Source organism: Actinomycetota bacterium (assembly GCA_035697485.1).
Classification (GTDB): domain Bacteria; phylum Actinomycetota; class UBA4738; order UBA4738; family HRBIN12; genus JAOUEA01.
Genome location: DASSCU010000058.1, coordinates 65,863 through 91,648, shown reverse-complemented (window position 1 = coordinate 91,648; position 25,786 = coordinate 65,863). Strand labels below are relative to the sequence as shown.

General features: G+C 70.0%; 23 protein-coding genes and 1 tRNA gene. 10 read left to right on the top strand and 14 right to left on the bottom strand.

What is annotated here, in order from left to right; translation table 11 throughout:
- Positions 1-76: 76 nt before the first annotated feature.
- Positions 77-877 (bottom strand): HAD-IB family hydrolase, encoded by an 801-nt coding sequence (locus VFI59_14900; GenBank protein ID HET6714979.1) that lies wholly within the window; start codon positions 875-877, stop codon positions 77-79.
- A 55-nt stretch (positions 878-932) separates the two neighbouring features.
- On the bottom strand, positions 933-1,478 hold the full coding sequence (locus VFI59_14895; protein ID HET6714978.1) for a PadR family transcriptional regulator: 546 nt from the start codon (positions 1,476-1,478) through the stop codon (positions 933-935).
- 87 nt (positions 1,479-1,565) lie between these two features.
- Between VFI59_14895 and VFI59_14890 the strand changes: the two genes are divergently transcribed.
- A tRNA-Sec gene (locus VFI59_14890) sits at positions 1,566-1,657 on the top strand.
- A 240-nt stretch (positions 1,658-1,897) separates the two neighbouring features.
- Here the strand turns inward: VFI59_14890 and VFI59_14885 are convergent.
- Positions 1,898-2,434: a hypothetical protein gene (locus VFI59_14885; GenBank protein ID HET6714977.1), complete on the bottom strand. Its 537-nt coding sequence runs from the start codon at positions 2,432-2,434 to the stop codon at positions 1,898-1,900.
- 427 nt (positions 2,435-2,861) lie between these two features.
- Between VFI59_14885 and VFI59_14880 the strand changes: the two genes are divergently transcribed.
- A complete protein-coding gene (locus tag VFI59_14880; protein HET6714976.1) occupies positions 2,862-5,582 on the top strand; it encodes a GNAT family N-acetyltransferase in 2,721 nt (906 codons plus the stop codon).
- Positions 5,583-5,646: 64 nt separating this feature from the next.
- Complete coding sequence (locus tag VFI59_14875; protein ID HET6714975.1) at positions 5,647-5,958, top strand: hypothetical protein; 312 nt, start codon at positions 5,647-5,649, stop codon at positions 5,956-5,958.
- A gap of 9 nt (positions 5,959-5,967) precedes the next feature.
- On the opposite strand, the gene VFI59_14870 is transcribed toward VFI59_14875, so the two are convergent.
- Positions 5,968-7,287 carry an MFS transporter gene (locus VFI59_14870; protein HET6714974.1) on the bottom strand — a complete coding sequence of 440 codons (1,320 nt, stop codon included), beginning with the start codon at positions 7,285-7,287 and terminating at the stop codon, positions 5,968-5,970.
- A 229-nt stretch (positions 7,288-7,516) separates the two neighbouring features.
- Here VFI59_14870 and VFI59_14865 point away from each other — a divergent pair, with 229 nt between their 5' ends.
- Positions 7,517-9,067 (top strand): Ppx/GppA phosphatase family protein, encoded by a 1,551-nt coding sequence (locus VFI59_14865; GenBank protein HET6714973.1) that lies wholly within the window; start codon positions 7,517-7,519, stop codon positions 9,065-9,067.
- A 14-nt stretch (positions 9,068-9,081) separates the two neighbouring features.
- On the opposite strand, the gene VFI59_14860 is transcribed toward VFI59_14865, so the two are convergent.
- Entirely contained in the window at positions 9,082-10,176 is a 1,095-nt protein-coding gene (locus VFI59_14860) for a PAS domain-containing protein (GenBank protein HET6714972.1), read from the bottom strand.
- 2 nt (positions 10,177-10,178) lie between these two features.
- The gene (locus VFI59_14855) at positions 10,179-11,339 is read right to left on the bottom strand and encodes a M20 family metallopeptidase (protein HET6714971.1); all 1,161 of its coding nucleotides are present in this window, start codon (positions 11,337-11,339) and stop codon (positions 10,179-10,181) included.
- Between the two features lie 45 nt (positions 11,340-11,384).
- Between VFI59_14855 and VFI59_14850 the strand changes: the two genes are divergently transcribed.
- Genes VFI59_14850 through VFI59_14840 form a run of 3 tightly spaced genes read left to right on the top strand, consistent with a single transcriptional unit; the run spans position 11,385 to position 13,773 of the window.
- The gene (locus tag VFI59_14850) at positions 11,385-12,506 is read left to right on the top strand and encodes an alcohol dehydrogenase catalytic domain-containing protein (GenBank protein HET6714970.1); all 1,122 of its coding nucleotides are present in this window, start codon (positions 11,385-11,387) and stop codon (positions 12,504-12,506) included.
- Between the two features lie 41 nt (positions 12,507-12,547).
- Complete coding sequence (locus VFI59_14845) at positions 12,548-13,210, top strand: lysophospholipid acyltransferase family protein (protein HET6714969.1); 663 nt, start codon at positions 12,548-12,550, stop codon at positions 13,208-13,210.
- A complete protein-coding gene (locus VFI59_14840) occupies positions 13,207-13,773 on the top strand; it encodes an NUDIX hydrolase (GenBank protein ID HET6714968.1) in 567 nt (188 codons plus the stop codon). Before VFI59_14845 ends, VFI59_14840 begins: the two co-directional genes overlap by 4 nt.
- A gap of 12 nt (positions 13,774-13,785) precedes the next feature.
- On the opposite strand, the gene VFI59_14835 is transcribed toward VFI59_14840, so the two are convergent.
- The 3 genes from VFI59_14835 to VFI59_14825 all read right to left on the bottom strand — a co-directional run bounded on the left by VFI59_14835 (position 13,786) and on the right by VFI59_14825 (position 16,956).
- Positions 13,786-15,480 carry an aminotransferase class V-fold PLP-dependent enzyme gene (locus VFI59_14835; GenBank protein ID HET6714967.1) on the bottom strand — a complete coding sequence of 565 codons (1,695 nt, stop codon included), beginning with the start codon at positions 15,478-15,480 and terminating at the stop codon, positions 13,786-13,788.
- Between the two features lie 33 nt (positions 15,481-15,513).
- On the bottom strand, positions 15,514-15,714 hold the full coding sequence (locus VFI59_14830; GenBank protein HET6714966.1) for a hypothetical protein: 201 nt from the start codon (positions 15,712-15,714) through the stop codon (positions 15,514-15,516).
- A gap of 309 nt (positions 15,715-16,023) precedes the next feature.
- Positions 16,024-16,956 carry a sigma-70 family RNA polymerase sigma factor gene (locus VFI59_14825; GenBank protein ID HET6714965.1) on the bottom strand — a complete coding sequence of 311 codons (933 nt, stop codon included), beginning with the start codon at positions 16,954-16,956 and terminating at the stop codon, positions 16,024-16,026.
- 410 nt (positions 16,957-17,366) lie between these two features.
- Between VFI59_14825 and VFI59_14820 the strand changes: the two genes are divergently transcribed.
- The gene (locus tag VFI59_14820) at positions 17,367-18,257 is read left to right on the top strand and encodes an alpha/beta fold hydrolase (GenBank protein HET6714964.1); all 891 of its coding nucleotides are present in this window, start codon (positions 17,367-17,369) and stop codon (positions 18,255-18,257) included.
- Position 18,258: 1 nt separating this feature from the next.
- Here the strand turns inward: VFI59_14820 and VFI59_14815 are convergent, their stop codons facing one another.
- Positions 18,259-19,653 (bottom strand): wax ester/triacylglycerol synthase family O-acyltransferase, encoded by a 1,395-nt coding sequence (locus tag VFI59_14815; GenBank protein ID HET6714963.1) that lies wholly within the window; start codon positions 19,651-19,653, stop codon positions 18,259-18,261.
- Positions 19,654-19,713: 60 nt separating this feature from the next.
- Here VFI59_14815 and VFI59_14810 point away from each other — a divergent pair, with 60 nt between their 5' ends.
- Positions 19,714-21,636, top strand: a complete 1,923-nt coding sequence (locus tag VFI59_14810; protein ID HET6714962.1) for a PLDc N-terminal domain-containing protein — start codon at positions 19,714-19,716, stop codon at positions 21,634-21,636.
- Between the two features lie 256 nt (positions 21,637-21,892).
- Here the strand turns inward: VFI59_14810 and VFI59_14805 are convergent, their stop codons facing one another.
- From VFI59_14805 to VFI59_14790, 4 genes are read right to left on the bottom strand one after another with little or no spacing between them, the layout of a single operon-like run.
- Positions 21,893-22,927 (bottom strand): agmatine deiminase family protein, encoded by a 1,035-nt coding sequence (locus VFI59_14805; GenBank protein ID HET6714961.1) that lies wholly within the window; start codon positions 22,925-22,927, stop codon positions 21,893-21,895.
- Positions 22,924-23,652 (bottom strand): alanyl-tRNA editing protein, encoded by a 729-nt coding sequence (locus VFI59_14800; GenBank protein HET6714960.1) that lies wholly within the window; start codon positions 23,650-23,652, stop codon positions 22,924-22,926. The genes VFI59_14805 and VFI59_14800 overlap by 4 nt, the downstream gene beginning before the upstream one ends.
- 56 nt (positions 23,653-23,708) lie before the next feature.
- Positions 23,709-24,632, bottom strand: coding sequence for a DMT family transporter (locus tag VFI59_14795; GenBank protein HET6714959.1), 924 nt, complete (start codon positions 24,630-24,632; stop codon positions 23,709-23,711).
- Positions 24,629-25,417 carry an alpha/beta hydrolase gene (locus tag VFI59_14790; protein HET6714958.1) on the bottom strand — a complete coding sequence of 263 codons (789 nt, stop codon included), beginning with the start codon at positions 25,415-25,417 and terminating at the stop codon, positions 24,629-24,631. The genes VFI59_14795 and VFI59_14790 overlap by 4 nt, the downstream gene beginning before the upstream one ends.
- A 50-nt stretch (positions 25,418-25,467) precedes the next feature.
- On the opposite strand from VFI59_14790, the gene VFI59_14785 reads away from it, so the two are divergent.
- Positions 25,468-25,785 carry a hypothetical protein gene (locus VFI59_14785; protein HET6714957.1) on the top strand — a complete coding sequence of 106 codons (318 nt, stop codon included), beginning with the start codon at positions 25,468-25,470 and terminating at the stop codon, positions 25,783-25,785.
- Position 25,786: the final 1 nt, after the last annotated feature.

The following is a 25,786-nucleotide window of genomic DNA, read 5'->3' as shown; positions in this document are numbered from 1 at the left end:
CTGCTCCCCTCGCAGGTACCTCTCGGCACCCGATCCGAACGTACACCCCGCCCGAGAAGGGTGCAAACGAGTGAGCTCAGCCGTCCTCTCGATTCACTCGAGATCGCAGCACGACCCACACGAGCACAGCTGCCACCGCCGCCACCCCGGCCACGGCCGCGATCGACGGCTTCGGCGGCGGCACCGCCCGGGCGATGCGCGTGCGCAGCCGCACCGGCCGCCGGAAGTCGCGCACCTGCCAACCTCGCTCCTCTGCCTCCCGGCGCAGATCCCGATCCGGATTGACTGCGACCGGGTGCCCGACCACCGAGAGCATCGGCAGGTCGGTGACCGAGTCGCTGTAGGCGTACGAGGCGTCGAGGTCGATGCCGAGGCGTTCCGCGAGAGCCTCGATCGCCTCGGCCTTCTGATCCCCGTAGGCGTAGAACGCCAGCTCACCGGTGTAGCGGCCTTCATTGTCGATCTCGGCGCGCGTCGCGATCACGCCGCTCGCGCCGAAGTGCCGGCTGAGCGGACGCACGACCTCCTCGGGCGAACTCGACACGATGTAGATGCGCCTACCCTCGCTGCGGTGCAGCGCCATGAGGTCGAGCGCCTCCTGGTACACGTACGGATCGATCACGTCGAAGATCACCTCATGCACGAGCGTCTCGACCTGTTCCTGGTTCCAGCCCTTCGTGAGCGCGAGCATGCCCTCCTTGAGCCGCTCCATCTTGTCCTCGTCGGCCCCGACCAGCAGGTAGACGAGCTGCGCGTACGCGCCGCGGAGCAGTTGGGACCGCGACACCATGCCAGCCCGGTACAGGGGACGCGACAGGGCGAGGGAGGACGATCTGGAGATGATCGTCTTGTCGAGGTCGAAGAAGGCGGCTTCCATCGTGTTTCCCATCGTACGGGCGGCCGCCGACCTGGAGCCGATCGACCGATAGCCGCTAGCGGCGGATCCTCCCGAGCGCCGAACGGTACGCCGTGAGCCACGCGAGCTCGGCCTCCGCGAACGCTTCCTGCTGGCGGAGCAGCGCGGCAGACACGGCGCGGCCGGGGTCGCGCTCGGCGCCGGTTCGGTCGAGCTCGGTGAGTACGGCGTCGAGCAGGTCACGCAGCGAGCGCTCGCGCGCGTCGGCAGCCGCCCTGGCCACCGTGGCCGGCACCACGTGCGCGAACCCCAGGGCCACGGCCGCCTGGGAATCGATCGGCAGGAGGGCTGCGGCCATCTCCGCCACACCCTCGGCGAGGCGGTCCCGCCCCTGCTTCGTGATGCGGTAGACCCGCCGGTCCGGTCCTTCCCGGCCCTGCTGCGCCTTGCCCACGACCGACCCTTCGCGCTCGAGCCGCTTGAGTACCTGGTACGCGGATGCCCGGCTCAGTTCGGTCCAGAACCCCATGCTCCGCGAACGGAACCGCTCGAGCAGGTCGTAGCCGTGCAACGGCCCTTCGGCCAGCAACCCCAGCACCACGACCTCCACCTTCGTCGCCATGATCCGCGCTCCTAGTCTGGATTGGATTAGTGCCAGTGTATCCAACGACCGCCGGTTGGCGCCCCACGAGGCGGGTAGCCTTGAGACGGAGGCGTCAGGGTTCCTGGTGGGCCCCGCGGTCTTCAAAACCGACGTGGGGGCGCATGCTCCCAGGCGGGTTCGATTCCCGTCCGCCTCCGCGATGCGTGACCAGCGGAACCGCGCGAGCGCAGGAACGGTGCAAGAACCATCCGCTCGCCCGGGCCGCGGTTGCGCAGGTGTCTACGCGTCGCGGCTTCGACGAGCCATGGACCATGACGCGGCTCGCAGCGTTCAAGCCACCCGACCCCAATCACGAGCGCTCACCCATACGCTCTGATCTTTCCGCCCTTGCCCTGAGGACCCTCAACAGGGCCCCAGCAACTGCCCGAACGTGCTCCTTAGGCCGCTTTGTCGCGGCAAGCGCTACGCGTCCGGACACTTCTCCACGACCCGACGCGTGTCTGGTCCGAAGTTGTAAACATCGATCGTCGGCGGCTCCACACCGAGCGTCGTGAGGGCTGTGCAGATCTGACTGCGATGATCGCCCCATGATCCAGCGCCGCCGCGAGCCTGAATCCGACGGGAGCCCACCGTTCGTACCCGTCGGTCGCGTCGACTTCTCGCACTATCGCATCGGGGTCGAGCGACCGGGAGATGAGCTCTGCCCATCCAGGCCCGTTGCGCTCCATGACGACGCGAGCCTCGGCGAGCGACACGTGTCCTACGTCGATGTCGAATGCGCGATCACCAGTCAGGATGTAGAGGTCTAACGTGTCGCCGGCGACGACGTGGCGAAGCGTGTCGAGCATCGGTCCCCGCGTGCCGAGAACGCTAGTCTCTAGCTCCTCGGCGCTACGGGCGAGACATGCATCGATCACCCGCAAGGTTGCCCACACGTGGTGTGCGAACGCCGCCTCGAGTAGTGAACTGCTCATGACGATCTCCTCTCACCCGCGGATGCCCGGACGTCGACCGGGGACAACTGTCCGGGAACCGCTTCGACAAGCACCGCATGTCCTGCGGCGGCTTCGTGCCGGGCCGACGGGGAAGCTAGGCCGACGGTGAGGAGATCTCAGACATGTGACATCGCCGCCAGAGGCTAGCCTCGGCGAGAGGACCCGTCAAAGGCGCGGAGACGACGGTGCTCACCAGGATCGCGACGCCGACAGCAGCGCCGTCGATCTGGGAACCAGTCGGATAGCGGTGAGATAGTGACGGCATGCGCTCGAGCAACCAGGGCACGAGATGCCGGAGAGGTCGACGAGCACGAGCTTCATGCGAGCCGGCCCCGATCCCGAGCGTTCACCCGGACGATCTGACCTGGAGCGTTCGGGTTCCTGCGGTGTTCCCTTCGCCTGCGCGATGAGGGACCCAGAAGACGGTCGGGGCCGATACCCGGCCCATCGAGAGACCGACGTCGTATTGCGCGACGGCAGCACGGTGCATATCCGTCCCGCACGGGCCGAGGACCGCGTCCGCGTCGAGGACTACCTGATCGGGCTGTCGGACGAGTCGCGGCGTTTGCGGTTCTGGGGCATGTCGGTCGACATCACCGACGTGGCCGCCAGGACGGTCGACGTCGACTACCTCGATCACCTGACCCTGCTCGCGTTCGCGGGCGGGCCCGAAGGCACGGTCGTCGGGGGTGCGCAGTACGTCCGACAGGGCTCGGCACCGCGGGCCGAGGTGAGCGTCAGCATCGCCGACGCCCTGCAGGGCCACGGCCTCGGATCGATCCTGATCGCCCATCTCGCCCAGGCGGCGCAGGCCAACGGCATCGAGACCTTCGTGGCGCAGGTGCTGCCCGAGAACCACCGCATGATCGACGTCTTCCGTCGCACGGGGTTCGCGGTGCGCATCCGCGCGGTGCCAGGCGAGGTCGAGGTCGAATTCCCCACCGAGATCACCGAGGAAGCCGCCGAACGCTACGAGGAGCGGGAGGACCGTGCGGCGGCCGCGGCCGTGCGCCTGCTGCTCGAGCCGACGGCGGTCGCCGTGATCGGCGCCTCGCGCGACCCGTCCTCGATCGGGGGGCGCCTGCTGCACAACCTGTTGTCTGGGCCCTTCCAGGGCGTGGTCTACCCGGTGAACCCGAGCACGCCGGCCGTGCAGGGCGTGCCCGCCTACCCTTCGGTGGTCGACGTGCCAGGCGAGGTCGAGGTCGCGTTCATCGCGGTGCCGGCTGCTGGGGTGGTCGACGTCGCCGGGCAGTGCGCCGCGAAGGGCGTCCGCGGCCTCATCGTGATCTCCGCGGGGTTCGGCGAGACCGGCCCCGAGGGACTCACGCGGCAGCACGACCTGCTCGAGGTATGCCGCGCCAGTGGGATGCGCCTGATCGGTCCGAACTGCATGGGCGTCGTCAACACCGACCCTGAGCTCGTGCTGAACGGCACGTTCTCTACGGCGTGGCCACCCACGGGACGCGTGGGCTTCCTGTCGCAGAGCGGCGCTTTAGGCCTCGCGGTGATGGGACAGGCGTCCGCGCTCGGCCTCGGCCTCTCGACGTTCGTCTCGGTGGGCAACAAGGCCGACGTCTCCGGCAACGACCTGCTCTGCTACTGGGAGCAGGACGACCGGACCGATCTGGTGCTGCTCTACCTCGAGAGCTTCGGGAACCCTCGCCGATTCGGCCGGCTCGCCCGTCGCATCGGCCGCACGAAGCCGGTCGTCGTGGTGAAGTCCGGACGCAGCGTGGCCGGGCAGCGCGCCGCCTCGTCGCACACGGGGGCCCTGTTGGCGGCCAGCGACACGACCGTCGACGCCCTCTTCCGTCAGCACGGCGTGATCCGCACAGACACGCTGGAGGAGATGTTCGACGTCGCGACGCTGCTCGCGAACCAGCCCGTGCCCGCGGGTGGGCGCGTCGCGATCGTCACGAACGCCGGCGGGCTGGGCATCCTGTGCGCCGACACGTGCGAGGCGAACGGCTTGTCCGTGCCCGAGCTCGCGACCGACACGGTGGCGGCCCTCGAGGCGTTCCTCCCCGACGAGGCCTCGCTCTCGAATCCCGTGGACATGATCGCCTCGGCCACACCGGAGGACTACGGACGGGCGATCGGCACGGTGGCCGACGATCCGAACGTCGACGCGATGATCGCGATCTACATCCCGCCGCTCGAATCCGACGCCCCTGCCGTGGCGACCGCGATGGTGGAAGCGATCACCGGGATCGACGGTCGTATCCCGGTGCTCACGTGCTTCATGTCGTCGCGCGGACTGCCCGATGCGCTGCGGGCCCCCGGCGTACGCATCCCCTCGTTCGCATACCCGGAACAGGCCGCCATCGCCCTCGCGCACGCGACCGAGCTCGGGGTGTGGCGAGCGAAGCCCGAGGGCACCGTGCCGACGTTCGATGTCCGTGAGGACCAGGCGGCGGCGGTGATCGCGGACGCCCTCACGCGCGGGGAGGGGTGGCTCACCCCAGAGGAGGTTCGGACCCTCCTCGATTGCTACGGGGTGCCAACGGCGCGACAGGCGCACACGACGACGCCCGAGGAGGCCGCCGATGCGGCGGCATCGTTCGATGGGACGGTCGCGCTCAAGGCGATCGGCCCGATCCACAAGACGGAATCCGGTGCCGTCGTGCTGGACCTCGTCCCCGCCGACGTGCGGGACGCGGCCACGGCGATGGCCGAACGCGTCGCCGCGACCGGGGAGCCGTTCGACGGGTTCCTCGTGCAGGAGATGGTGCCGCCTGGCGTCGAGATGATCGTCGGCGCAGTGGCCGATCCCGTGTTCGGGCCGGTCATCGCCGTGGGGGCGGGCGGCGTGACCGTGGAGCTCACGCGCGACGTCGCCGTGCGGGTCGCCCCACTCACCGACCTCGACGCCCACGAGATGGTGCGCTCGCTGGCGACGTTCCCGCTGCTCGACGGGTTCCGGGGCGCCGAGCCGGCCGACGTCGCCGCGCTCACCGACGTGGTGCTGCGGCTCGGCGCGATCGCGACGACGCACGACGCGATCACGGAGATGGACTGCAACCCGGTCATCGTGCACACGGACGGCGCCGTCGTCGTCGACGCGCGTATCTCGGTGCAGACACCGGCACCCGCGACCCCCTTCGGGGCTCGTGCGGAAGGGTGATTCGAGGCTCGAGCGCCGCGATGAGCACCCTTCGCTCCGAGGAACCCGCGCTACCCTTGATGGCATGAACAGCATGGAGCGCATCAAGCACCTCGCCGAGACGGCAGGCATCGCCGCTGACGAGCTGCTGGAGTTCCTCGAATCGCCCGCGGGCCGACGCATGCGGAACGTGCTCGCCGGCGCCGTGATCGTCTCCGTGCCGCTCATCATGCGGGTCCCCGGGCTGAAGCGATCGCCCCTCGGCAGGCTCGTCGCCATGACCGGGGGCAGCGCGATCCTGATCGGCCTCGCCGAGGCGATCCGCGACTGGGAGCGCAGCGAGTCGTCGAAGGGGCGCAGGCGCTCCGTGATCGAGGTGCCGCCCGCGAACCCCTGACGGCGGCTGCTACGGCTCCGCCGGCTCGCCTGGTCCCTCCGGCACCTCTGCCCTCGACGGTGCGTCCTCGAGATGCAGCTCCTCGTCGATCTGATCCGGTGCGAGCGTGCCGGCCGTGCCTCGCGTGATCGCGCGTGCGTAGAGGAACAGCGCCGGCAGACGCAGCAGGCCCGACACGACCAGCGCCGTGGGAACCGAGACCGATCGCGCGATCAGCCCGATGCCCGGCCCACCCGCCGCCTGGCCGATCGCGTCGGACTGCGCGCCGACCGAGTTGATCGTGGCGCGGGTCTTGGCGTCCAGACCCTGATTGATCCATGCCGTGAACACGGGTTCCCTCACGCTGCGTAGGGTGCCCACGAGCCAGAACATCCCGAGCGCGAGCCAGAAGCTCGACGACAGCGCGAACGCCACGACCGCGACGACCAGCACCACGTCGACGACCGCCAACACCCGAGCCACCGCACCGTGTCCCTGCAGGTGCACCCGGTGCTTCACGATCGCCAGGGCGCCGATGCCGAGCAGCAGCGCGCCCCCATCGAGGATGCCGAACCACACCGGGAGCGCGAGCTCGCCCCCCGACGGCAGCCCGATGTCTTCCAGCAGGTGCAGATCGCTCAGGCGGTCGAAACCCTCGGTCGACATGCCGTGCAGCGCTGCCGTGCCGAGGATCAGCAGCAGCACGTGGTGGGCCCGCACCGCGGCCGCGCCCTCGCGCACCGTCGTGGCGAACGATGTGTGCAGGCGTTCGCCTTCACGGCGTTCAGGCCGGAACCCCTCCTCACGCATCGCGATCGCCATGAAGACGCCGAGCGCGACGAATCCGAACCCCGAGACCAGGATCGGCGTCCGCAGGGTCGTGAACGACGCGATCGTCACTCCCACCGCGATGCCGACGAGCGAGCCCCACTGCCACCACTGCTCGCTGCGCAGGTACATCGGCTGTGCCGCCTCTTCTCCGATCTCGTCGGTGAGCCACGCGACGTCGGCACCGCTCTGGAACGTGGCGAACACCCCCCACATCGCCTGGGAGAGCACGGCGACCGCGAAGGATCCGGCGACGCCCAGCACCAGGTACGCGGCCCCGGTGCCGAACAGTCCAATCACGACCGAGAGGCGGCGGCTCACGGTGTCGGCGACGACCCCGGTCGGCACCTCGAACAGCAGGTAGGTCAGCTCGAGCACCGTCCCGAGCAGCAGCAGCTGGAACGGCCCGAGCTCGAGCTCGACGATCAGGAAGACGCTGAACAGCACCGACATGAGGTGGAAGAAGAAGCCCTCGCCCGTGGAGTAAACGAGGTACACGGTCTCCGGTCGCAGTCGTCGCACGGTCTTCCTCTCGAGGTGCGATCGCGTGCCGGCGAGGATGCCGTCCGTGGGTGTCAGATTCGGCCGTCGCGCGGCGACGCACGGAAGCAGGGGTACAACCCCGGCGGGTCAAGTCGTGCTAGGCCGTTGGCATCTGCGCGTTCGAGTCTGGAAGGACGCCACCCGACGTGTCAACCTCGTCGGCGGGCCGTTCACCGTCCGGCAACCGTGATGTGGGAGCATCGGGCACGTGAGCGCGGTCTTGGATCCGGCACCCGACGACCGACCCTTCGCCGTCGTCGACCTCGGCTCGAACTCCGGACGCATGATCGTGTTCCGGCTCCGGCAGGGCGAGCACCTCGACGTGATCGAGGACGCGCGTGCCCCGCTGCGCCTGGCTCGCGAGCTGCGCGACTCCGACAGGCTCGGCCCCGATGCGATCGAGCGCACGCTCGAGGCGCTCCGCGACTTCGTCGCGGTCGCCAAGGGCGCCGGCGCGTGGCAGATGATCGCCGTCGCGACGTCGGCCGTGCGCGATGCGGTCGATGGGCAGGAGCTGATCGAACGGTCCCATCGGCTGGGCGTGCCGCTGCAGACGATCGACGGCGACCACGAAGCGATGCTCGGGTTCTTCGGGGCGGTGCACGACCTGCCGGTGACGAGCGGGTGCACGTTCGACGTGGGCGGAGGCAGCGCCGAGATCTCGTCGTTCCGAGATCGACAGCTCGTGCGCTCCTGGTCGATGCCGCTCGGGTCCCTGCGCGTGAGCGACGCCTTCCTCACGTCCGATCCGCCGGACGAGCTGGAGATCCGGGCGCTCCGCAAGGCCGTGAAGTCGTCGATGGCCGAGGCGGGGATCACGGAGCTCGGTCGGCACGAGCAGCTCGTCGGCATCGGAGGTACCGTGCGGAACCTCGCGAAGATCGACCTGCGCCGCACGGACTACCCGCTCCCCCTGCTGCACGGATATCGGTTGGCCGACAAGCGTCTGGCCGCCGTGATCGACGAGCTTGCAGGACGATCGCTGAAGCGCCGTGCCCAGATCCCGGGGCTGAACCCCGACCGTTCCGACACGATCGTCGGCGGCGCCCTCGTGATCCAGGGGATCGCGAAGCACCTCGGCGCGAGCGAGATCGTCGTGTCGAGTCGCGGGCTGCGGGAGGGACTCGCGCTCGCGACAACCGGCGCGACCGCCCCGTCGCCGGAATGGGTCCGTTCGATCTCGGTCGCGACCCTCGCGGCGCGATTCCACACGTGGAACGCGGCGACCGCCGAGCGTCGCACCGGTCTCGCGGCGGACCTGATCCAGGCGCTCGACCGGTCGGCGCCCCCGCGCGTGCGCGAGATGTTGGCGCACGCGGCGACCCTGCTCGACATCGGACGAGCGATCGACTACTACGACCGGTTCGAGCACGCCGCCAACATCGTGATCGCAGCGGACGTCGCCGGGTTCTCCCACGCCGACCTCGGAGCGCTCACCGCCATCCTGCGCCAAGCCGACGACGACACACGGCTCGGACCGTATGGTCGGCTCGTGCCCGACGACGACCGGCCCGCGGTCCTGCGCGCGGCGACCGCGCTCACCCTCGCCGACGAGCTGAACCGCCGCATCCCGCCGGGCGCCCCGTCTCCGATCTCCTGCAACTGGAGGCGCGGCGGCTTCGAGGTGGTCGCGCCGGTGCCGAGCGGGTGGCGCCCACGCGCCGTGGCGCAACGATTCCGGGCCGTCTTCGACGCCGATCTGCTCGTGGTGGCGAACGAGTCGGCGCCCGTACTCGCCCCGGCGCTCGAGCCCGACTGACGATCGGGCAGGTCTCAGACGTCGGGGTTCCCGTCCGACGGGAGCCAGCACCCCACCGTGGTCCCGGCGTCGGCGGCGCTGGAGACGCGACACCACCCGCCGACCAGTTCGGCGCGCTCGATCATCGTTGCGAGCCCGAGATGCCCTGGCACGGGCGTGCCCACGCCCTCGGTGTCGAACCCAGATCCGTCGTCGGCCACGACCACCGTCACCCCGTCCCCCGCCGTCGTGAGGCACACCGAGACGTGCCGCGCGTCCGCGTGCTTGTGAGCGTTCGCGACGGCTTCCTGCACGATGCGATAGAGCGCCGCCCGCAGCTCGGCCTCCGGTTCCTGGGTGAGCTCATCGACCACTTCGTGGGTCCAACCGGTCTCCTTCGCCGAACGGGCGAGGTACTGATCGATCGCGACGACGAGACCCTCGCTGTCCAGCGCCGCCGGCCGTAGCTCGAACACGAGCGATCGCAGCCGCTCGATCGACCCGCGCACCGTCGACTGCAGCTCGCCCAGGGCGGCGGTCGTGATCGTCTCGGGCTGCTCGGCCAGCATCGCGAGCCGCAGGTCGACCGCGCTCATCACCTGGATCGGATCGTCGTGGATGTCGGCCGCGATCCGGCGGCGTTCCTCTTCCTGCGCAGTCTCGATCTTCTGCGCCAGCTCGCGACGCTGCTCGATCGTGCGACGCAGCACCTCGAGGCTCCACCGCAGCTTCTCCTCGGCCTCCTTCTCGGCGGTAACGTCGAGCATCAGGCCGCGCCAGTACATCGGTTCGCCGTGCTCATCGCGCACGAGGAGCGCATGGTCGCGGATCCACACGATGCGCCCGTCCTTGGCGACGATTCGATACTCGGCGTGGAACGGCTGGCCGTCGCTGTTCGAGCGATCGTTCTCCTCGCGGACCGCGTCGGCGTCGTCGGGATGCATGACGCGCATCCAGAGTTCAGGGTCGCCCCACTCCTCCTGCGTATAGCCGAGCAGCGCCTCGGCCTGCGGGCTCGTGTAGAAGTTCGTGGAGAACTCGTCGGGGTGATCGATGTACACGATCGCGGGGATGCCTTCGACGAGCTCGCGGTAATCCTCGACGAATGGCGGGCCGAGCTCGTCGTGCATCGTCAGGCCCTCGAGATCAACCCCGCGAGCAAGGTCACGCGAGGCACGACGCTCGTGAGGTCGAGCCACTCGGCCGGAGCATGGTCGTCGCCCCCGATCGGCCCGAGCCCGTCGATCGTCGGCGTGCCGGCGGCGCTCGTCGTGTTGGCGTCGCTCGCGCCGCCCGTGGCGGCGTCGCGCAGCTCGAACCCGAGCTCCGACGCGATCTCGATCGCGAGTGCCGCGAGACGGGCGCCGCCCTCCTGCTTCTCCATCGGGCGGTGCCACCCGTTACCCTCGACCCGCGCGGTCACGCCGGTCACACCGTGGGCTGCGCAGATGCGATCGATCTCGGTCTCGGCCTCCTCGAGGGTCGCGAGCTCGGGCGAACGCAGGTCGACCTGGAGGATGCAGCGTTCAGCCACCACGTTCGTGCGGGTGCCCCCCCGAGCGACGCCGACGTTCACGGTCACGCCAGGCCAGCGACCGTTCAGCGCCTGCATCGCGATCGTCGCTTTCGCGGCCGCGAGCACCGCGTTCGCCCCCTTCTCGGGCTCGACGCCGGCATGCGCCGCGCGCCCGACGAACTCGATCGCGTAGTCCGTGATGCCCTTGCGGGCACTCACGATGTCGCCGTTGGCCCGGGCCCCTTCCAGCACGAACGCCGCGTCGTGCGCGGGCGCGAGCGCTCGGATCACCGGTCCCGACGTCGGCGAGCCGATCTCCTCGTCGGGGTTGCAAACGTAGGTGATGCGGCCGAATCCGACGAATCGGGCGTCCTGCAGTACGTCGACCGCATGGAATCCGGTCAGCAATCCGCCCTTCATGTCGGACACTCCCGGCCCCCGCGCGAGGTCGCCCTCGATGCGGAACGGTCGCTCGGCCACGGTGCCTTCGTCGAACACGGTGTCCATATGCCCGACGAGCAGCACGTTCGGCCCCCCACCACCCTCGAGGGTCCCGATCACGAGATCGCCGAGCTGGGGCTCGTCTTCGCCGGGCTCGTGGGCGCGGCGCTCGACCGACCATCCGCGCGCCCGCATCCGCGACTCGCACAGGTCGGCGATCGCGTTCACGCCGTCGGGCGTGTACGAGCCGCAGTCGACGTTGACCATCTCCTCGAGCTCCGAGACGAACCTTCCGTACCGGGCGGCGGCGAGCTCCCGCAACGCATGGATGTCCACGCGGCTGACGCTAGCATGGCCGCCTCTCGGCGAGCAGGGGGACCCATGAAGAGGGACGGCCTCGGAGCGGTGGTCGACCACCGGGGCGCCGCGATCCGTGTCGAGCCGATCGTGGTGGACGATCCCGGACCCGGCGAGGTCCTCGTGCGGCTCGCAGCGAGCGGCGTGTGTCACAGCGATGTGTGGGCGATCGAGCACGGGAACTGGGGCGCGCCCTGGCCGATGCTGCTCGGCCACGAAGGGGCCGGCGTCGTCGAGGCCGTCGGCAACGGGGTCACCTCCGTGGCCGCCGGCGACCGCGTCGTCATCACCTGGGCGGTGCCGTGCGGGCGGTGCCGACAGTGCCTGCGAGGTGCGCCGCGCCGATGCGGACATGAGCTGCACCAGCCGCCGCGCCTCCATCGCGCGGGTGGGCAGGTGCTCACCGGCGTTCTGCACTGCGGCACCCTGGCGACCCACACCGTGGTGACGGAGCCACAGATCGTCCCGATGCCCGACGCCCTCGCCCTCTCCCGCGCCTGCCTGCTCGGCTGCGGCGTCTCGACCGGGGTCGGAGCTTCGATCCAGACCGCGAAGGTGTGGCCGGGCGCGACGGTCGCGGTGATCGGCCTCGGCGGCATCGGCCTCGCGGCCCTGCAGGGGTCGCGGATCGCCGGCGCGACGAGGCTGATCGCGGTCGACGTCGTGCCGGCGAAGCTCGAGTGGGCTGTCGGGTTCGGAGCCACCGACACGGTCGACGCATCGGCGGGCGATCCCGTCGGGGCGGTCCGCCGGTTGACCGGTGGCGAGGGCGTCGACGTGGCCCTCGAGGCGGTGGGTCGGCCCGAGTGCGTGCGCCAGGCGGTGGAGATGCTCGGCTTCGCGGGCACCGCCGTCGCGATCGGCGTCCCACCCGTCCCGAGCGAGGTCACGATCCCCTGGAACGGCTCGGATCGAGCGGCATATCCGCACAAGGTGAACCTTCTCGTCACCGATGGAGGCGATCCGATCCCGCACGAGGACTTCCCCCGGATGGCGCGGTGGGCGATCGAAGGCTCCTTGGACCTCGATGCGATGGTGACCCGCGAGATCGCGCTCACCGAAGAAGACCTGAACGAGGCGGTGCGGGCCATGCTGGGGGGCGAGGTGATCCGGTCGGTGGTGGTCTTCCCGGGGGTCGACGTCTGAACGCCCCGACCGCGGTTCGGGCAGCCCGGTAGCATCCGCGCGTGCACGAGCGAGAGATGAACTGGATCTGGACGCTCGGCGCGCCACTGGTGCGCGCCGTGATGTCGATCGTCTTCAGGATCCGCATCGAGGGCATCGAGCACGTTCCCAAGAGCGGCGCGGTGATCCTCGCCCCGAACCACCTGAGCGTGCTCGACGGTCCGGCGGTCTCGGCCGTCACGGGCACCCACCGATGGCGCGCGACCCGTAACCTGATCGCGGCCGAGGTCTTCCGGGGGGTGATCGGCTGGATCCTCGTGCAGGCGCGACAGGTTCCGATCCGCCGAGGCACCGGCGACACCGGCGCCCTCGCCGACGCCGTGGCGGCCGCAGAGAGCGGTTCGTGCGTCGGCATCTTCCCCGAGGGACGGGTGGGCGACGATCCCGAGGACGGGCTCCAGCGCATCCGCTCGGGACTCACGCGCATCGCGATCCCGTCTGGAGCACCCGTCGTGCCGGTGGGGATCTGGGGTACGCACGACGTCTGGCCACGCTCCGGCCTCGATCGGACGTCGCTGCTGCGACGCCACACGCTGGGGGTGGTCTACGGCGACGCGCTCGTGCCACATCCCGGGGAATCGCCGACGACGTTCCGCGAGCGTTTCCGCGTCGCGCTCGAGGTCGCCGTCGCGCGCGCCCGGACGATCGCCGGAGGCCCGTCGTGATCCCGCCCGATGACATGCCGAGCCCATGGACGCGCACCTCGCGGTCGCTGGCCTACGAGAACGAGTGGATCCAGGTGTATCACGACGAGGTGCTGCGGCCCGACGGGGAGCCCGGCGTCTACGGCGTCGTCCACCCGCGCACGCACGCCGTGGGCGTGGTCGCGCTCGACGAGCACGACCGGGTGCTCCTCGTCGGACAGTACCGGTACACACTCGAGCGGTACTCCTGGGAGATCCCCGAGGGCGGGGTGCCGATCGGCGACGACCCGCTCGAGGGGGCACGCCGGGAGCTCGCCGAGGAGACCGGCTACCGGGCGGCGACGTGGCGCGAGCTGATGCGATTCTCCCTCGCCAACTCGGCGACCGACGAGACCGGTGTCCTCTACGTTGCGATCGGCCTCAGTGAGGGCGAACCCGAACCCGACGGGACCGAGGTGCTCGCGCTGCGCTGGATGCCGTTCGCCGACGCCGTCGAGGCGGTCCGGTCCGGCGAGCTCTTCGACTCGATGACCCAGCTCGGTCTGCTGCGCGTGGCGCTCGATCGTGCAATCGGTCGCCGGTAGACGCCCGCCGGCTCAGACTCGGGCGGCGATCTCCTCGGGCAGCCAGAACCATCGCAGGTGCTCGAAGTCCTCGCCGACCTCGACGCGCGCGTCACGCAACATCGGCGACGGCGGCGCGGCGAGCACGGCTCGGGCCTCGTCGAGGTAGCCGGCCAGGGCCGACTCGGGCGCCCGGTAGCGGTGGCCGGTGAACGCCATCTCGCCTCCCGCGTACCCGACGTCGTCGAGCGACATCGGGGGCTCCGGCTGGCCGTCCTCGTGGTGCCACATGCCCGTCGCCGGATCGAAGCGATACCGGGGCAGCAGCCGCCAGCCGTGCGTCGCGATCAAGTCCACCGCGTCGAGCACGTACTCGAACACGGCCTCGGTGATGAAGTAGTTGAAGTTCACCCGCACCCACCCCGGTTTGATGCCCTCGCACCCGCGGGCGATCTCGCGCTCGAACTCGTGCGACGTGTCGAGATCGATGCCGAGCAGCCGGTGTCCGTAGGGGCCTGCGCAGGAGCACCCTCCTCGCGCCTGCACGCCGAACAGGTCGTTCAAGACCGCGACCACGAAGTTGTGGTGCAGGTAGCGTCCCTCGTGCCGGACGACGAACGACACGATCGACAGCCGCGAAAGGTCTTGGCTCCCGAGGATCTCGATCGCCGGGTTCTCCTCCCATCGATGCATCGCCCGATGCGTGAACGACTCCTCGCGCCGTCGGATCGCCTCTGCGCCGACGGCGCGCTTCAGCTGGAAGACGAGACCCGCCCGGATCGACCCGACGATGTCGGGGGTGCCACCCTCTTCCCGATGCTCGATGTCTTCGAGGTACACGTGCTCGGTGGGGTTCACGTAGGCGACGGTCCCCCCGCCAGGAACGCTCGGCACCCGATTGCCGAAGAGCTCGCGCCGGGCCACGAGCACCCCCGGCGTGCCAGGCCCCCCGACGAACTTGTGCGGGGAGACGAAGATCGCGTCGAGCGCGGCACGCTCGTCGCCGCCGGGCGTCATCTCGATCTCGACGTACGGAGCAGCCGCGGCGTAGTCCCAGCACGACAGGACCCCGTGACGTCGCAACACGGCCGAGAGCGCCGGGACGTCGGACAGGATGCCGGTCACGTTGGACGCCGCCGAGAAGCTCCCGATCTTCAGCGGACGACCCGCGTGCTCCCGCAGGGAACGCTCGAGGGCCGCCAGGTCGATGCGGCCGTCATGGTCCTCGGGCACCGTGACGAGGTCCGCGATCGATTCCCTCCATGGCAGGTCGTTGGAATGGTGCTCGTAGGGACCGATGAACACCACCGGGCGTTCCGACCTCGGGATGCGGTCGAGCAACGCGTACCGGTCGTCGAGACCTGCGGGCAGCCGCAGGCCCAGGCAATCGATCAACTTGGCGATCGCCCCGGTCGACCCGCTGCCGCAGAAGACCACCGCGTGGTCGCGGTCGTTCGCGCCGCACGATGCTCGCACGATGCGCCGCGCATCCTCACGGAACCGCGTCGTCTGCAGCCCCGTGCCGCTCGACTCGGTGTGCGTGTTCGCGTAGAGCGGGAGCACAGCATCGCGGATGAAGTCCTCGATGAACGAGAGCGACCGCCCCGAGGCCGTGTAGTCGGCGTAGATGACGCGCCGCAACCCGAAGGGAGTGGCGATCGCCTCGTCCTCGCCGATCACAGCCGAGAGGATCGATCCGATCAACGCATCGTCAGCCACGCGCGGCATCGTAGCGTGCGGGAGACACGGGCCCACGTTCGCTCACGCACGCTGCTCGAGGCTCGTCATCGTCGGGCGGCCGCGCTTGCGCCGGTACATCGACTCGTCGGCCAGGCGAGGCAGAGTGCGGGCATCGTCGCCGGCGTACGGGAAGACGCTCCAGCCGATGCTGGCCTGCATCCCGACGTCGCCCACCTGCCGCCCGAGCGGTTGCTCGAGCGCGGATCCGATGCGACGCACCACGGCGTTGATCGACGCCTCGACGCTGCTCGTCCCCGCTCTGACGCGTCACGAGATCCGCGTCCCGCACGACAGCCTTGAGCCCCACCTCTACCTGCTTGCGCACCTCGTCGCCGGTACCGTGTCCATGCACGTCGTTCACGGTGCGCCTGATGCTGCCATCCGCAGCTCGGCTTCCTTGGTGGGCGTGATGTCGTGCATCCCCCCTGGACGTAGAGGGGTCTCCCCGTCCATCGTGGGTTCTGGACCTGCCTGAGAACGCGGCGAGCGGCCCCGAAGGCCGCTCGTCGGTGGAGTTTGGTGGCGTGCGGGCTAGCCCAGCGCCACCGCGCTGATCAGGTTCGAGTCGCGCAGCTTGCGCAGCGCCTCACGCTCGATCAGCCGCACACGCTCCCCGGAGAGACCGAGCACCTTGCCGGTCTCGCGCAGGCTGAGCGGCTGCCCGTTCTCGAGTCCGTAGCGCAGCGCCACCACGTGACGCTCACGCTCGTCGAGCACGCGGTCGACCGCGCCGCCGATCTCCTCGCGGAGCAGCGCGTCCTCGACCTCGTTGAACGCGGCGTCGGAGTCGACCTCCTCGATCAGATCGCCGAGCTCCGTGTCCTCGCCCACGGGCGATTGCAGCGACAGCGGCTCACGACGACCCATCTCGGTGAGGTCATCGATCTCCTCGACCGTGGTGTCGAGCGCCTTGGCGAGCTCCTCGCGGGAGGGCTCGCGACCCATCGACTGAGCGAACTGGAACCGCGTGCGGTTCAGCTTGCGGAGCCGGTCGTGGATGTGCACCGGCAGACGGATCGAGCGCGAGCGATCGGCGATCGCGCGCGTGATGCCCTGGCGGATCCACCACGTGGCGTAGGTCGAGAACTTGAACCCTCGGCGCCAGTCGAACAGCTCGACCGCGCGCATGAGCCCGATGTTCCCCTCTTGGATCAGGTCGAGGAGCGGCAGGCCCTGGCCCTGGTACTTCCGGGCCACGGACACGACCAGTCGTAGGTTGGCCATGATGAATCGCTGACGCGCGGCCTCGGCCGTACGGACGTCACGGCGAGCCTTCGCGATGCTCTTCTCGGACCGCAGACGCCCGGCGCGGAGGCGCTCCTCTGCCTCCTTGCCCGCCTCGATCGTCATGGCGAGTTCGACCTCTTCCTCCTTCGTGAGCAGCGGCTCGCGAGCCGCCGCCTCCAGGTAGAGGCGCAGGTCATCGGCGTCATCGGTCCCAAGGGGACGCGCTGGCTCCGGCACTTCGTATCACGCTCCTCCTCGAGGCCGCTCGATCGCATGAAGCGACGTCGTCGGTCCTCGGGAACTCGGGTTCCTCGGTCGTTCGGACGGTACCGGCCGCAGGGGATCGAGGCGCGCGGAAGAAAACGCCTTGGCAGCCGCTCGTGCGTATGGTAAAGGGTTCGACTGGCGTTTGTAAAGCTGAAGGGGTGTGGAGGTCTCGTGAAGGCTGCCTCGACCGCCGTCTCCCCGGTTCGGCATCTCGGCCATCTCGTCCCCCTCGCCCCGGCTCAGGTATATCTTCCAACGCCGTGAGCTGCGCAAACCTTCCCGTTCGTCCCGCTCCTCACTGGACGTTCGATGCGCGGACGCGCCCGGATGTGCCGTTCCCGTCAACGAGGCGGATCTGTGGGCGCCGGTAGCCTGTCGGGATGAGCCTCGATCTGCCCGAATTGCGCACCGCATACATCGACGGGCCGGTCGCCTTCCGGGAGTGGGAAGGACCGCAGGACACGACGTTCGTGCTCGTCCACGGGCTCGGGGGCTCGCACGTCAACTGGCTACAGGTTGCTCCCGGCCTCGCGGGCCTCGGGCGCGTGATCGCCCTCGACCTCCCCGGGTTCGGCTCCTCGCCGCGTGCGGGGCGCGGTTCCGGCCTGATGGACGAACGCCGGGCGCTCTCCCGGTTCGTTGCGGGCCGTGCGACCGGGCGTGTCGTGCTCGTGGGGAACTCGATGGGCGGGGTGATCGGCATCCTCCACGCGGCGGTCGAGCCAGGTTCGATCGCTGGTCTGGTCCTCACGAACTCGCCGTTCCCGTGGGTCCGTGGCGCTCTCCCGCATCCGGTGGTGATCGCCGGGTTCGCCGCCTACGACACGCCCGGGCTCGGGCCGCTCGTGCTCGAGGCGAGGATGCGCCGGATCGAGGCCGAGCGCGCGGTGCGACTAGGATTCCGTCTCATCGCGGCCGATCCGAGTTCGATCCCCGAGGAGATCGTCCGACTCACGGCCGATCAGATGAGGCAACGGGCTCGGGACCCGGACGCGCCGGCGGCGTTCCAGGACGCATGGCGGTCGCTGCGACGGCTCGGTTGCCGGCCCGACGTGGCGCGCCGGGCGATGGACGGGGTTCGATGCCCCGTCTTCGTGGTGCACGGCCGGCGCGACCGGCTGGTCCCGGCCGCCTATGCGGAGGCGGCGCTGCGCGAGCACCCCACGTGGCGGGCGCGAATCTTCCCTGATCTCGGCCACGTGCCGCAGATGGAGGCACCGAGCCGATGGCTCACGGAGGTCGCCGACTGGTACGCCGAGGCCCTGGGCTGACTCAGGCTCGCGGTCGGGCGGCCGCCGCCTTCTCGAGCTCGTCGATGGCGGTCTCGATGCCCCTGGCGAGGACGTCGACGTCGGGGAGCGAGTCCCAGTCGGCGGTGAGACCGAAGGCCATCGTGCCGGCGAGGCTCGTGCACGCGACGGAGAGTCCACTGCGCTCGCCCAGCGGCATCGCGGGGTAGTTCGCGACGAGCGGCGCGCCCGCGAGGTACAGCGGTACCTGCGGAGCCGGCACGTTCGACACCACGAGGTTGAACCAGCGACCTCGACTCGCGAGTCGGGCCGCCATCGCATGCAGCGCCGGCGGCGCGTACGCCCCGAGCCCGATGATCGAGTCGGCTCCCACGGCCATCGACGATTCCTTCAGCTGACCGGTGGCGCGGCGCACACGCTGGAGCCGTGTGCGCGCCCGGAGCCGCCCGACCGGCACGTCGACGAACGCGGGGGCGACGCGGTTGCCCACCTCGCCTTGCTCCGCCTTCGATCGCACCGATACCGGCACCATCACACGCAGCGTGCGCCCACGCGTCTCCTCGCCTCGGTGTTCGAGCAGGTCGTGCAGGCCGCCCGCCACGGCCGTGAGCACGACGTCGTTCACGGTCCCACCCAGGGATCGCTTGATCTCGCGGATCCGGGAGAACGACGCCTCGGCCATCGCGAACCGTCGTGCCGGTCCGATCACCGTGTCGAAGGGCCCCGCCGGCGGGGCACCCATATCGACCACATCGCGAACCCCCGAGAGCGTCTCGGCCACGACGGCCAGCGTCCGGGCCGGGGTCCCCACGGCGTGGCCGATCGCCTCGAGCGGGTGGAGCACCAGGTCTTGGGCAGCATCACGCAGCAACTCGTCGCGCGTCGGGGGAGGCGCGGCGGTCCACTGCGTGGTCGGCGGCGTGCCGATCTCGGCGTCGGGCGCGAGGTCGAACAGCGCCGAGGCGATCGTCATGCCGGAGATGCCGTCTGCGAGCGCATGGTGCATCTTCAGGAGCACGGCGGTGCGCCGTTCCGCGAGGCCCTCGAAGACGTAGAGCTCCCACAACGGCTTGGCGGGGTCGAGCGGGCGCGAGAGCACGCGTCCGACGGCACGCTCGAGCTGGAACCTCCCGCCCGGGGTCGGGATCGCGGCCCGCCGCAAGTGAAAATCGAGGTCGAATCGATCGTCGTCGACCCAAAGCGGACGCGCGATCCCGAACGGCACGCGCATCACTCGCTGACGCAGCCTCGGGGCGAGATGCAGCCTTGCCTCCACGACGCGTTGCACGTCGTCGTAGGTGAGGGGGCCGTCGTCGCGCGGATCGAAGACCGAGATGCCGGCGACGTGCATGTGCACGGCGGGGGTCTCCAGGTACAGGAAGCTCGCGTCGAGGCTCGTGAGACGTTCAGGCGTCATCGCGACGAGGGTACTCTCCGCCGAGGATGGCCGACGAGGTGGTGCTAGCGTTCGGCTTCGATGGTCGGCCGCCGCTCGATCGCGCTCGTGTTCGCCGGCGCACTGGCGACCCTCGCGGTCGCGACGCCGGCCGTGGGCACCGAGGGCTACGGCGCCACGGTCAGCGCGATCGACAACCTGTTCTCCCCGCCCGTCGTGCGGGTCGAGCCCGGCGACACCGTCGAGTGGACGATGGGCGGGCAGACGGCGCACACCGTGCGGGCCGACGACGGTTCGTGGGACTCGGGCGCCCTCGAGCCCGGCGACGAGTACGACATGACGTTCGAGGAACCTGGCGTCTTCTCGTACTTCTGCGAGTACCACGGCGCGCCCGGCTCCGGCATGGCGGGCGTCGTGCTCGTGGGGGACGTGCCCCTGCCGGGGTCAAACGGCGACGTCGGACCGGGGCGCGAGGCCGTCCCCGGCGGGTTCGCCGAGACGGTGCTGGTACCGAACGACGCCGCCACGATCCAGGAGGCGGTCGACGCCGCCCGGCCGGGAGGCATGGTGCTGATCGATGCCGGCGTCTATCGGGAGTCGGTCACGGTGAGGACCCCGTTCCTGACGATCCGCGGCATGGACCGCAACCGCGTCGTGATCGACGGAGGGTTCGAGCGAGCGATCGGCATCCACGTCATCGAGGCCGACGGCGTCACGATCGAGAATCTCACCGTCCGCAACCATCTGCTGAACGGGGTGCAGTGGACGAACGTGCACGGCTACTGGGGGTCGTTCCTGACGGCGTACAACAACGGCGACTACGGGGTGTTCGCCTACGACTCCGATTGGGGACAGTTCGACCGCTCCTACGCGGGCGGATCGCCGGACTCGGGCTTCTACATCGGACAGTGCTTCCCGTGCCACGCCGTCGTGCGAGACGTACTCGCCGAGCACAACGCGCTCGGGTACAGCGGCACGAACGCCGGCGGCGACCTCGCGATCGTGAACAGCGAGTGGCGACACAACCTCGCGGGCATCGTGCCGAACACGCTGGACTCCGAGGCAGACCCCCCGCAGCGCGAGATGGTGATCGCCGGAAACTTCGTGCACGACAACAACTCCACCACGGCCGACACGAAGGCGCTCACCTACCCGACGTTCGGCTCCGGCATCCTCGTGACCGGCGGGATCGGGAACCTGATCGCCTGGAACCTCGTGCAGAACCACGAGAGCTACGGCATCGCGGTGCTCCCGAACATCGATCGCAACGTGTGGGTCACGAGCGGGAACGAGGTGCGCGAGAACGTCGTGCGCGCGTCGGGTTTGGCCGACCTCGCACTCGGGGCGCCCGCCGCGGGCACCGACTGCTTCGAAGGCAACGACGCGGGACGCACGGCGCCGCCGGCGATCGAACTGCTGCGCGGCTGCGACTCGTGGCTCGCCGACATCGGCGGTGGTTCGATCGCGCCGACGCTGAACGCCGCGGTTCGGTTCCTCGACGCGCTCGACGGGTCGTTCCCGCACGGCGACTGGCGCACACAGCCGGCCCCGCCGGACCAGCCGACGATGCCCGACCCCGAGAACGCTCCGCCCCGTCCGGCGATCCCGGAACAGAGCGTGCCACAGCCCTATCGGATCCGAGCCGTCGGCTCGATGGATCCGGCACCGCCCACCGTCGACAAGGAGCTCTCCGTGTTCGGAACCCCGCTCGCCACCTCGTGGTGGAGCCTGCTGATCGGCCTCTACGGGTACGTGCTGCCGGGCATCCTCTACGCCGCCTGGGTCACGATCGCGTTGTGGGACCTGATCCGGCAGGAGTCGCAGTCGATCTCGTTCCGGGCGCGCTGGATGGCAGCGGTGCTGCTCGTGCCGTTCGCGGGGCCGCTCCTCTACTTCGCGTTCGGGAGATCGCCGATCCCCTCGCAGCTCCGCCTGATGCTGACGGTGGGCGGGCTCGTGGCGACGCTTTCGATCTCCGCCCTCGCCGCGTTGCTCGGTGGCTAGGACAGGGCCTCGATCGCACGGGGCACCGCGTACTTGCCGAGCGCGTCGGTCAGCGCGAAGGCGATCAGTGCGACATCCAGACTCCGGGATCGGAGCGCCTCGAGGCTCGTTCGGTCGGGCAGGCTTCATCGGCGTCGGAGCAGGCTAAGGATCGCCGGGTGCGCTGGGGGTGTGTCGCCATGCTCGAGGTTCGGTTCATCGGATGCGGTCCTTGCCATCGTGGGCGCAACGTCCGGTTGGCGGCGGATGTTCCGCCTCATGGAGCGGGTGGCCCGGCAGGCACCTGCTGGGTGATGCAGTGCGGGCCGCCTCCTCCCTCGTGCAGGACGCGCCCGTCGACGCCGATCAGCTCCCGATCGGGCATCGCCGCTTCGAGCTGGGCGAGCGCGGTCTCGTCCTCGGGAACACCCGCGAGAGGCACGATCGCCCCGCCCCCGTTCGTCAGGTAGAGGTTCAGGTGGGTGAGCTCGAGCGTCGCGCCGGGGTCGATCGGGTGCACCCGGAGAGAGCGCCCTCGGGCGTCGACGACACCCTCGATCGCGCGACGGTTCTCGCCCCCCCGCTCATGATCCGGATCGCCATGGTCGGCCGGAGCGAGCAGGACGACCTCACCCGGAGCGACGAAAGCAGCGATGCCATCGACATGGCCGTCGGTGTCGCGGCTCGCCGTCCATCCGCCCGGCAACCACACGATGTCTTCGGCCCCGAGGTAGTCGCGCAGCAGACGCTCGTTGCCCTCTCGTCCGAGGCCAGGGTTGCGGTTGGGGTTCAGCAGGCACGTCTCGGTCGTGAGGAGCGTCCCCTCCCCGTCGACGGTGATGGCGCCGCCTTCCAAGATCATCGGCGCGACGTAGCGGCGCATGCCCAGATGGTCGGCGATCACCGCCGGCACCTGCGCGTCGCGATCGTACGGCCGGTATCGCTCCCCCCAACCGTTGAAGCCGAAGTGCACGAGCGCGACCTCGCCGCCACCGTTCGTGACGAAGATCGGGCCGGAGTCGCGCATCCAGGAGTCGTCGATCGGCGTCGGAAGCAGCTCGACATCCCCCTTCAGCAGCGAGCGGGCCCGCCCGGTCTGCTCGGGGTCGACCACCATCACGACCGGCTCGAACGCAGCGATCGCGTTCGCCACCATCGCGAAGTCTCGTTGCGCGTCCTCGAAGAGCGCTCCCCACAGGGCCGCTCGTGTTCGGGTCGGCCACGCCATCAAGGTCGCCTGGTGAGGTGACCACTCCGCCGGCATCGCGAACCCGTCGTCGCCAGGCGTGCGGTCGGTGACGCCTTCGCTCACGGCTGCTCGAGCTGGATGCGGATGCGCTTGTTGGCCTTGCCCTTCGACTCCGTCTTCACGACCTTCACGCGGCCCACCTCGCCGCTCGAAGCGACGTGCGTGCCGCCGTCGGCCTGCTTGTCGATGCCTGTGATGTCGATCACACGGATCGGGTCGACGGACTCGGGGATCAGCGAGACCTTCGTCCGGATCAGGTCGGGGTCGGCGAGCGCCTCCTCACGGGGCAGGAAGTGTACGAGGACCGGCACGTCCTGCGCGAGTCGAGCGTTCAGGCGCTGCTCGACCTCCTGGCCGAACTCCTGGCTGATGCCGTCGAGTTCGAAGTCCATGCGCGCGACGCCGCCGGAGTCCATGTTCCCGCCGGTGACCTTCGCGCCGAAGTCGGCGAAGACGACCCCGGACAACGCGTGCAGGGCTGTGTGGGTGCGCATGTGCTGGTAGCGCCGATCCCAGTCGATCTCTGCCGTGACGCTCGAGCCGACCGCGGGTGCGCGTGTCGACGGGTCCACCGCGTGCACGATCTCGCCGTCGTCGCGCGACTTCGTCGCGTCGGTGACCGCGCACTCGCCACCCTCCCAACGGAGGGTGCCGGAGTCGCCGGGCTGGCCGCCGCCGCGCGGGTAGAACACCGTGCGGTCGAGGACCACGCCGTCGTCGCGAACGTCGACGACGGTCGCCTCGCAGGTGCGCAGGTAGGCGTCGTGTGAATACAGGTCGTCGGTCATGCAGGGACGCTATCGCAGGCCGGGGTGCCCGTCAGAGAGGGCACCCTGCCACCACATCAGACGTTCGGCTCGACGGTACGCGTCGTGCGAACGACCGACGCGATCACGGCGCCCACGAGGATCAGCGCGCCCCCCGCCGCCACCGTCGGGGTGATGGGCTCGTCGAGGAAGATCGCCGCGAGCACGGCGACCGTGAGCGGCTCGATCACCCCGATGATCGCGTTGCGAACGGCGCCGACCCGCTGCAAACCCGCGAGCATCGTCGCGAACGCTCCCGCCGAGACGAGCACGATCGCGGCGAGCCGCGCAGGGCTGGCGCCGGGGGGGATCACGAACGAGCCAAGCACGATCGCGAACACGACGTTCGAGGTCGCGGCGCCCGCGCCCAACCATCCCGCGGCGGTGACGGGGTCCGTGCGGCGCACGTGCCGGTCGGTGCCCACGAGGTAGGCGGTGTACGCGACCGACGTCGCGAGGGCCAGGGCGATGCCGAGCGGCTCGACGTCGGTCTCGCCGCCCCCGCCGAGCACCACGATCGCGCTGCCACCGATGGCGAGCGCGAGCGCAACGAAGAGCGGCGGCGAGGGCGCTCGTCGGTCGAGCACGATCGTCACGAGCATCACCCACACCGGATACGTGTAGAAGAGCAGCGTGACCGCCGCCGCCGACCCGTGGTTCAGGGCGGAGAAATAGAGTGCGGCCTCCGTGCCGTACCCGAGCGTGCCCGCGAGCGCCAGCGCGAGGCGCTCGCCGGGCACCGGCAGGCCGGGCCGCCGGAGCACCACAGCGAGCCCGAGCAGCAACACGGACTGCCCACCGAAACGGATCGCCAGCGTGACGAACGGCGGACCGCCTGCCTGCACCTTCGAGCCGAGGATCACGACGCCGGCGAAGAGCACCGCCATCGCGACGGACATCGCCGACCCGATCAGCTCGCCTCGGTGGTCGACCGCGCGGCGCGTCGACCCGACCTCGCTCACGCCTCACCCTCGAGGAACCCACGTACCCGGTCCACGAGCGCGGGGACCGACGCGAGCAGATCGTCCTCGGACTCCAGCACGATCGCCTCCGCGTGCGGCATCACCTCGGCGAGCCCGCGTGCCACGGAGGCGGGGTGGATCGAATCGCCCTCACGGCCGATCACGAGCGCGGGCGCGCGCACCGCGGCCAGCACCGAGACGTCGGAGATGGCGGCGTCACGCACGACCTCCCGGATCGCTCGCGCGACGCCGACCGGGTTCATGTCCTGCCAAAGCAGGAGGTCGAACTCGCGCAGGCCGGGCTGCGTCTCGTAGTTCCGGGCGCGCCCAGATTCCTGCAGGATCGCCTCGATCGCCTCCTCACGGGGGAGCGTCTCGAGGATCTCGGCGGTGCGCTCGAACAAGGGCGTCGTTCCGATCGAGCCCTCGAGCGCCGAGGGCAGCAGGAACACCAACCGCTCGAACCGGTCGGGCTCGCGCTCGAGCAGGTGCGCGAGGGTGCCGGCCCCGAGCGAGGTGCCGACCGCGCGGGTCGCACCGGTCTCGCGAGCGACGGCGTCGAGATCGCGGGCGAAGTCCGCGTACCGATAGGCCCCGGCCTCGGGCGTGCTCGAATGCCCGTGCCCCCGGAAGCAGAACCGCACCTTCGTGCCCGGCGCCATCGGCGTGAACGCGGCGAGCTCCATACAGGAGTTGGTCAACCCATGCGCGAACACGGTGACGGGGTCGCCCGAGCCCTCGATCTCGACGTGGATCGTGGCGTCGCCTGTCTGCAACTCAGGCATGGACCGCGGTTCCCTCAAGCATGGCACCCGAGGGTACGATGCCCCTCACGATGCACGACGACGCAACTGATGCGACCGACGCAACGGTCATCGACATCGCGCGCAGCGATGTCGAGAACGTGCTCTCGCGATTCCGTGTGCGGCTCATCGACGCCGACGGTTCGACGACCGAGCACGACGTGACGATGTCGCGCGCGGAATGGGAACGGTTCGGCGCCGGCTACCGCACGCCGGAGGCGTTGGTCGAGGCGTCGTTCCGGTTCCTGCTCACCCGCGAGCCCAAGGAGCAGATCCTCGGCGCGTTCGCCCTCGGGCAGATCCCCAGGTACTTCCCGTCGTATCAGCGCGACATCGAGCCGAGCGCCTGAC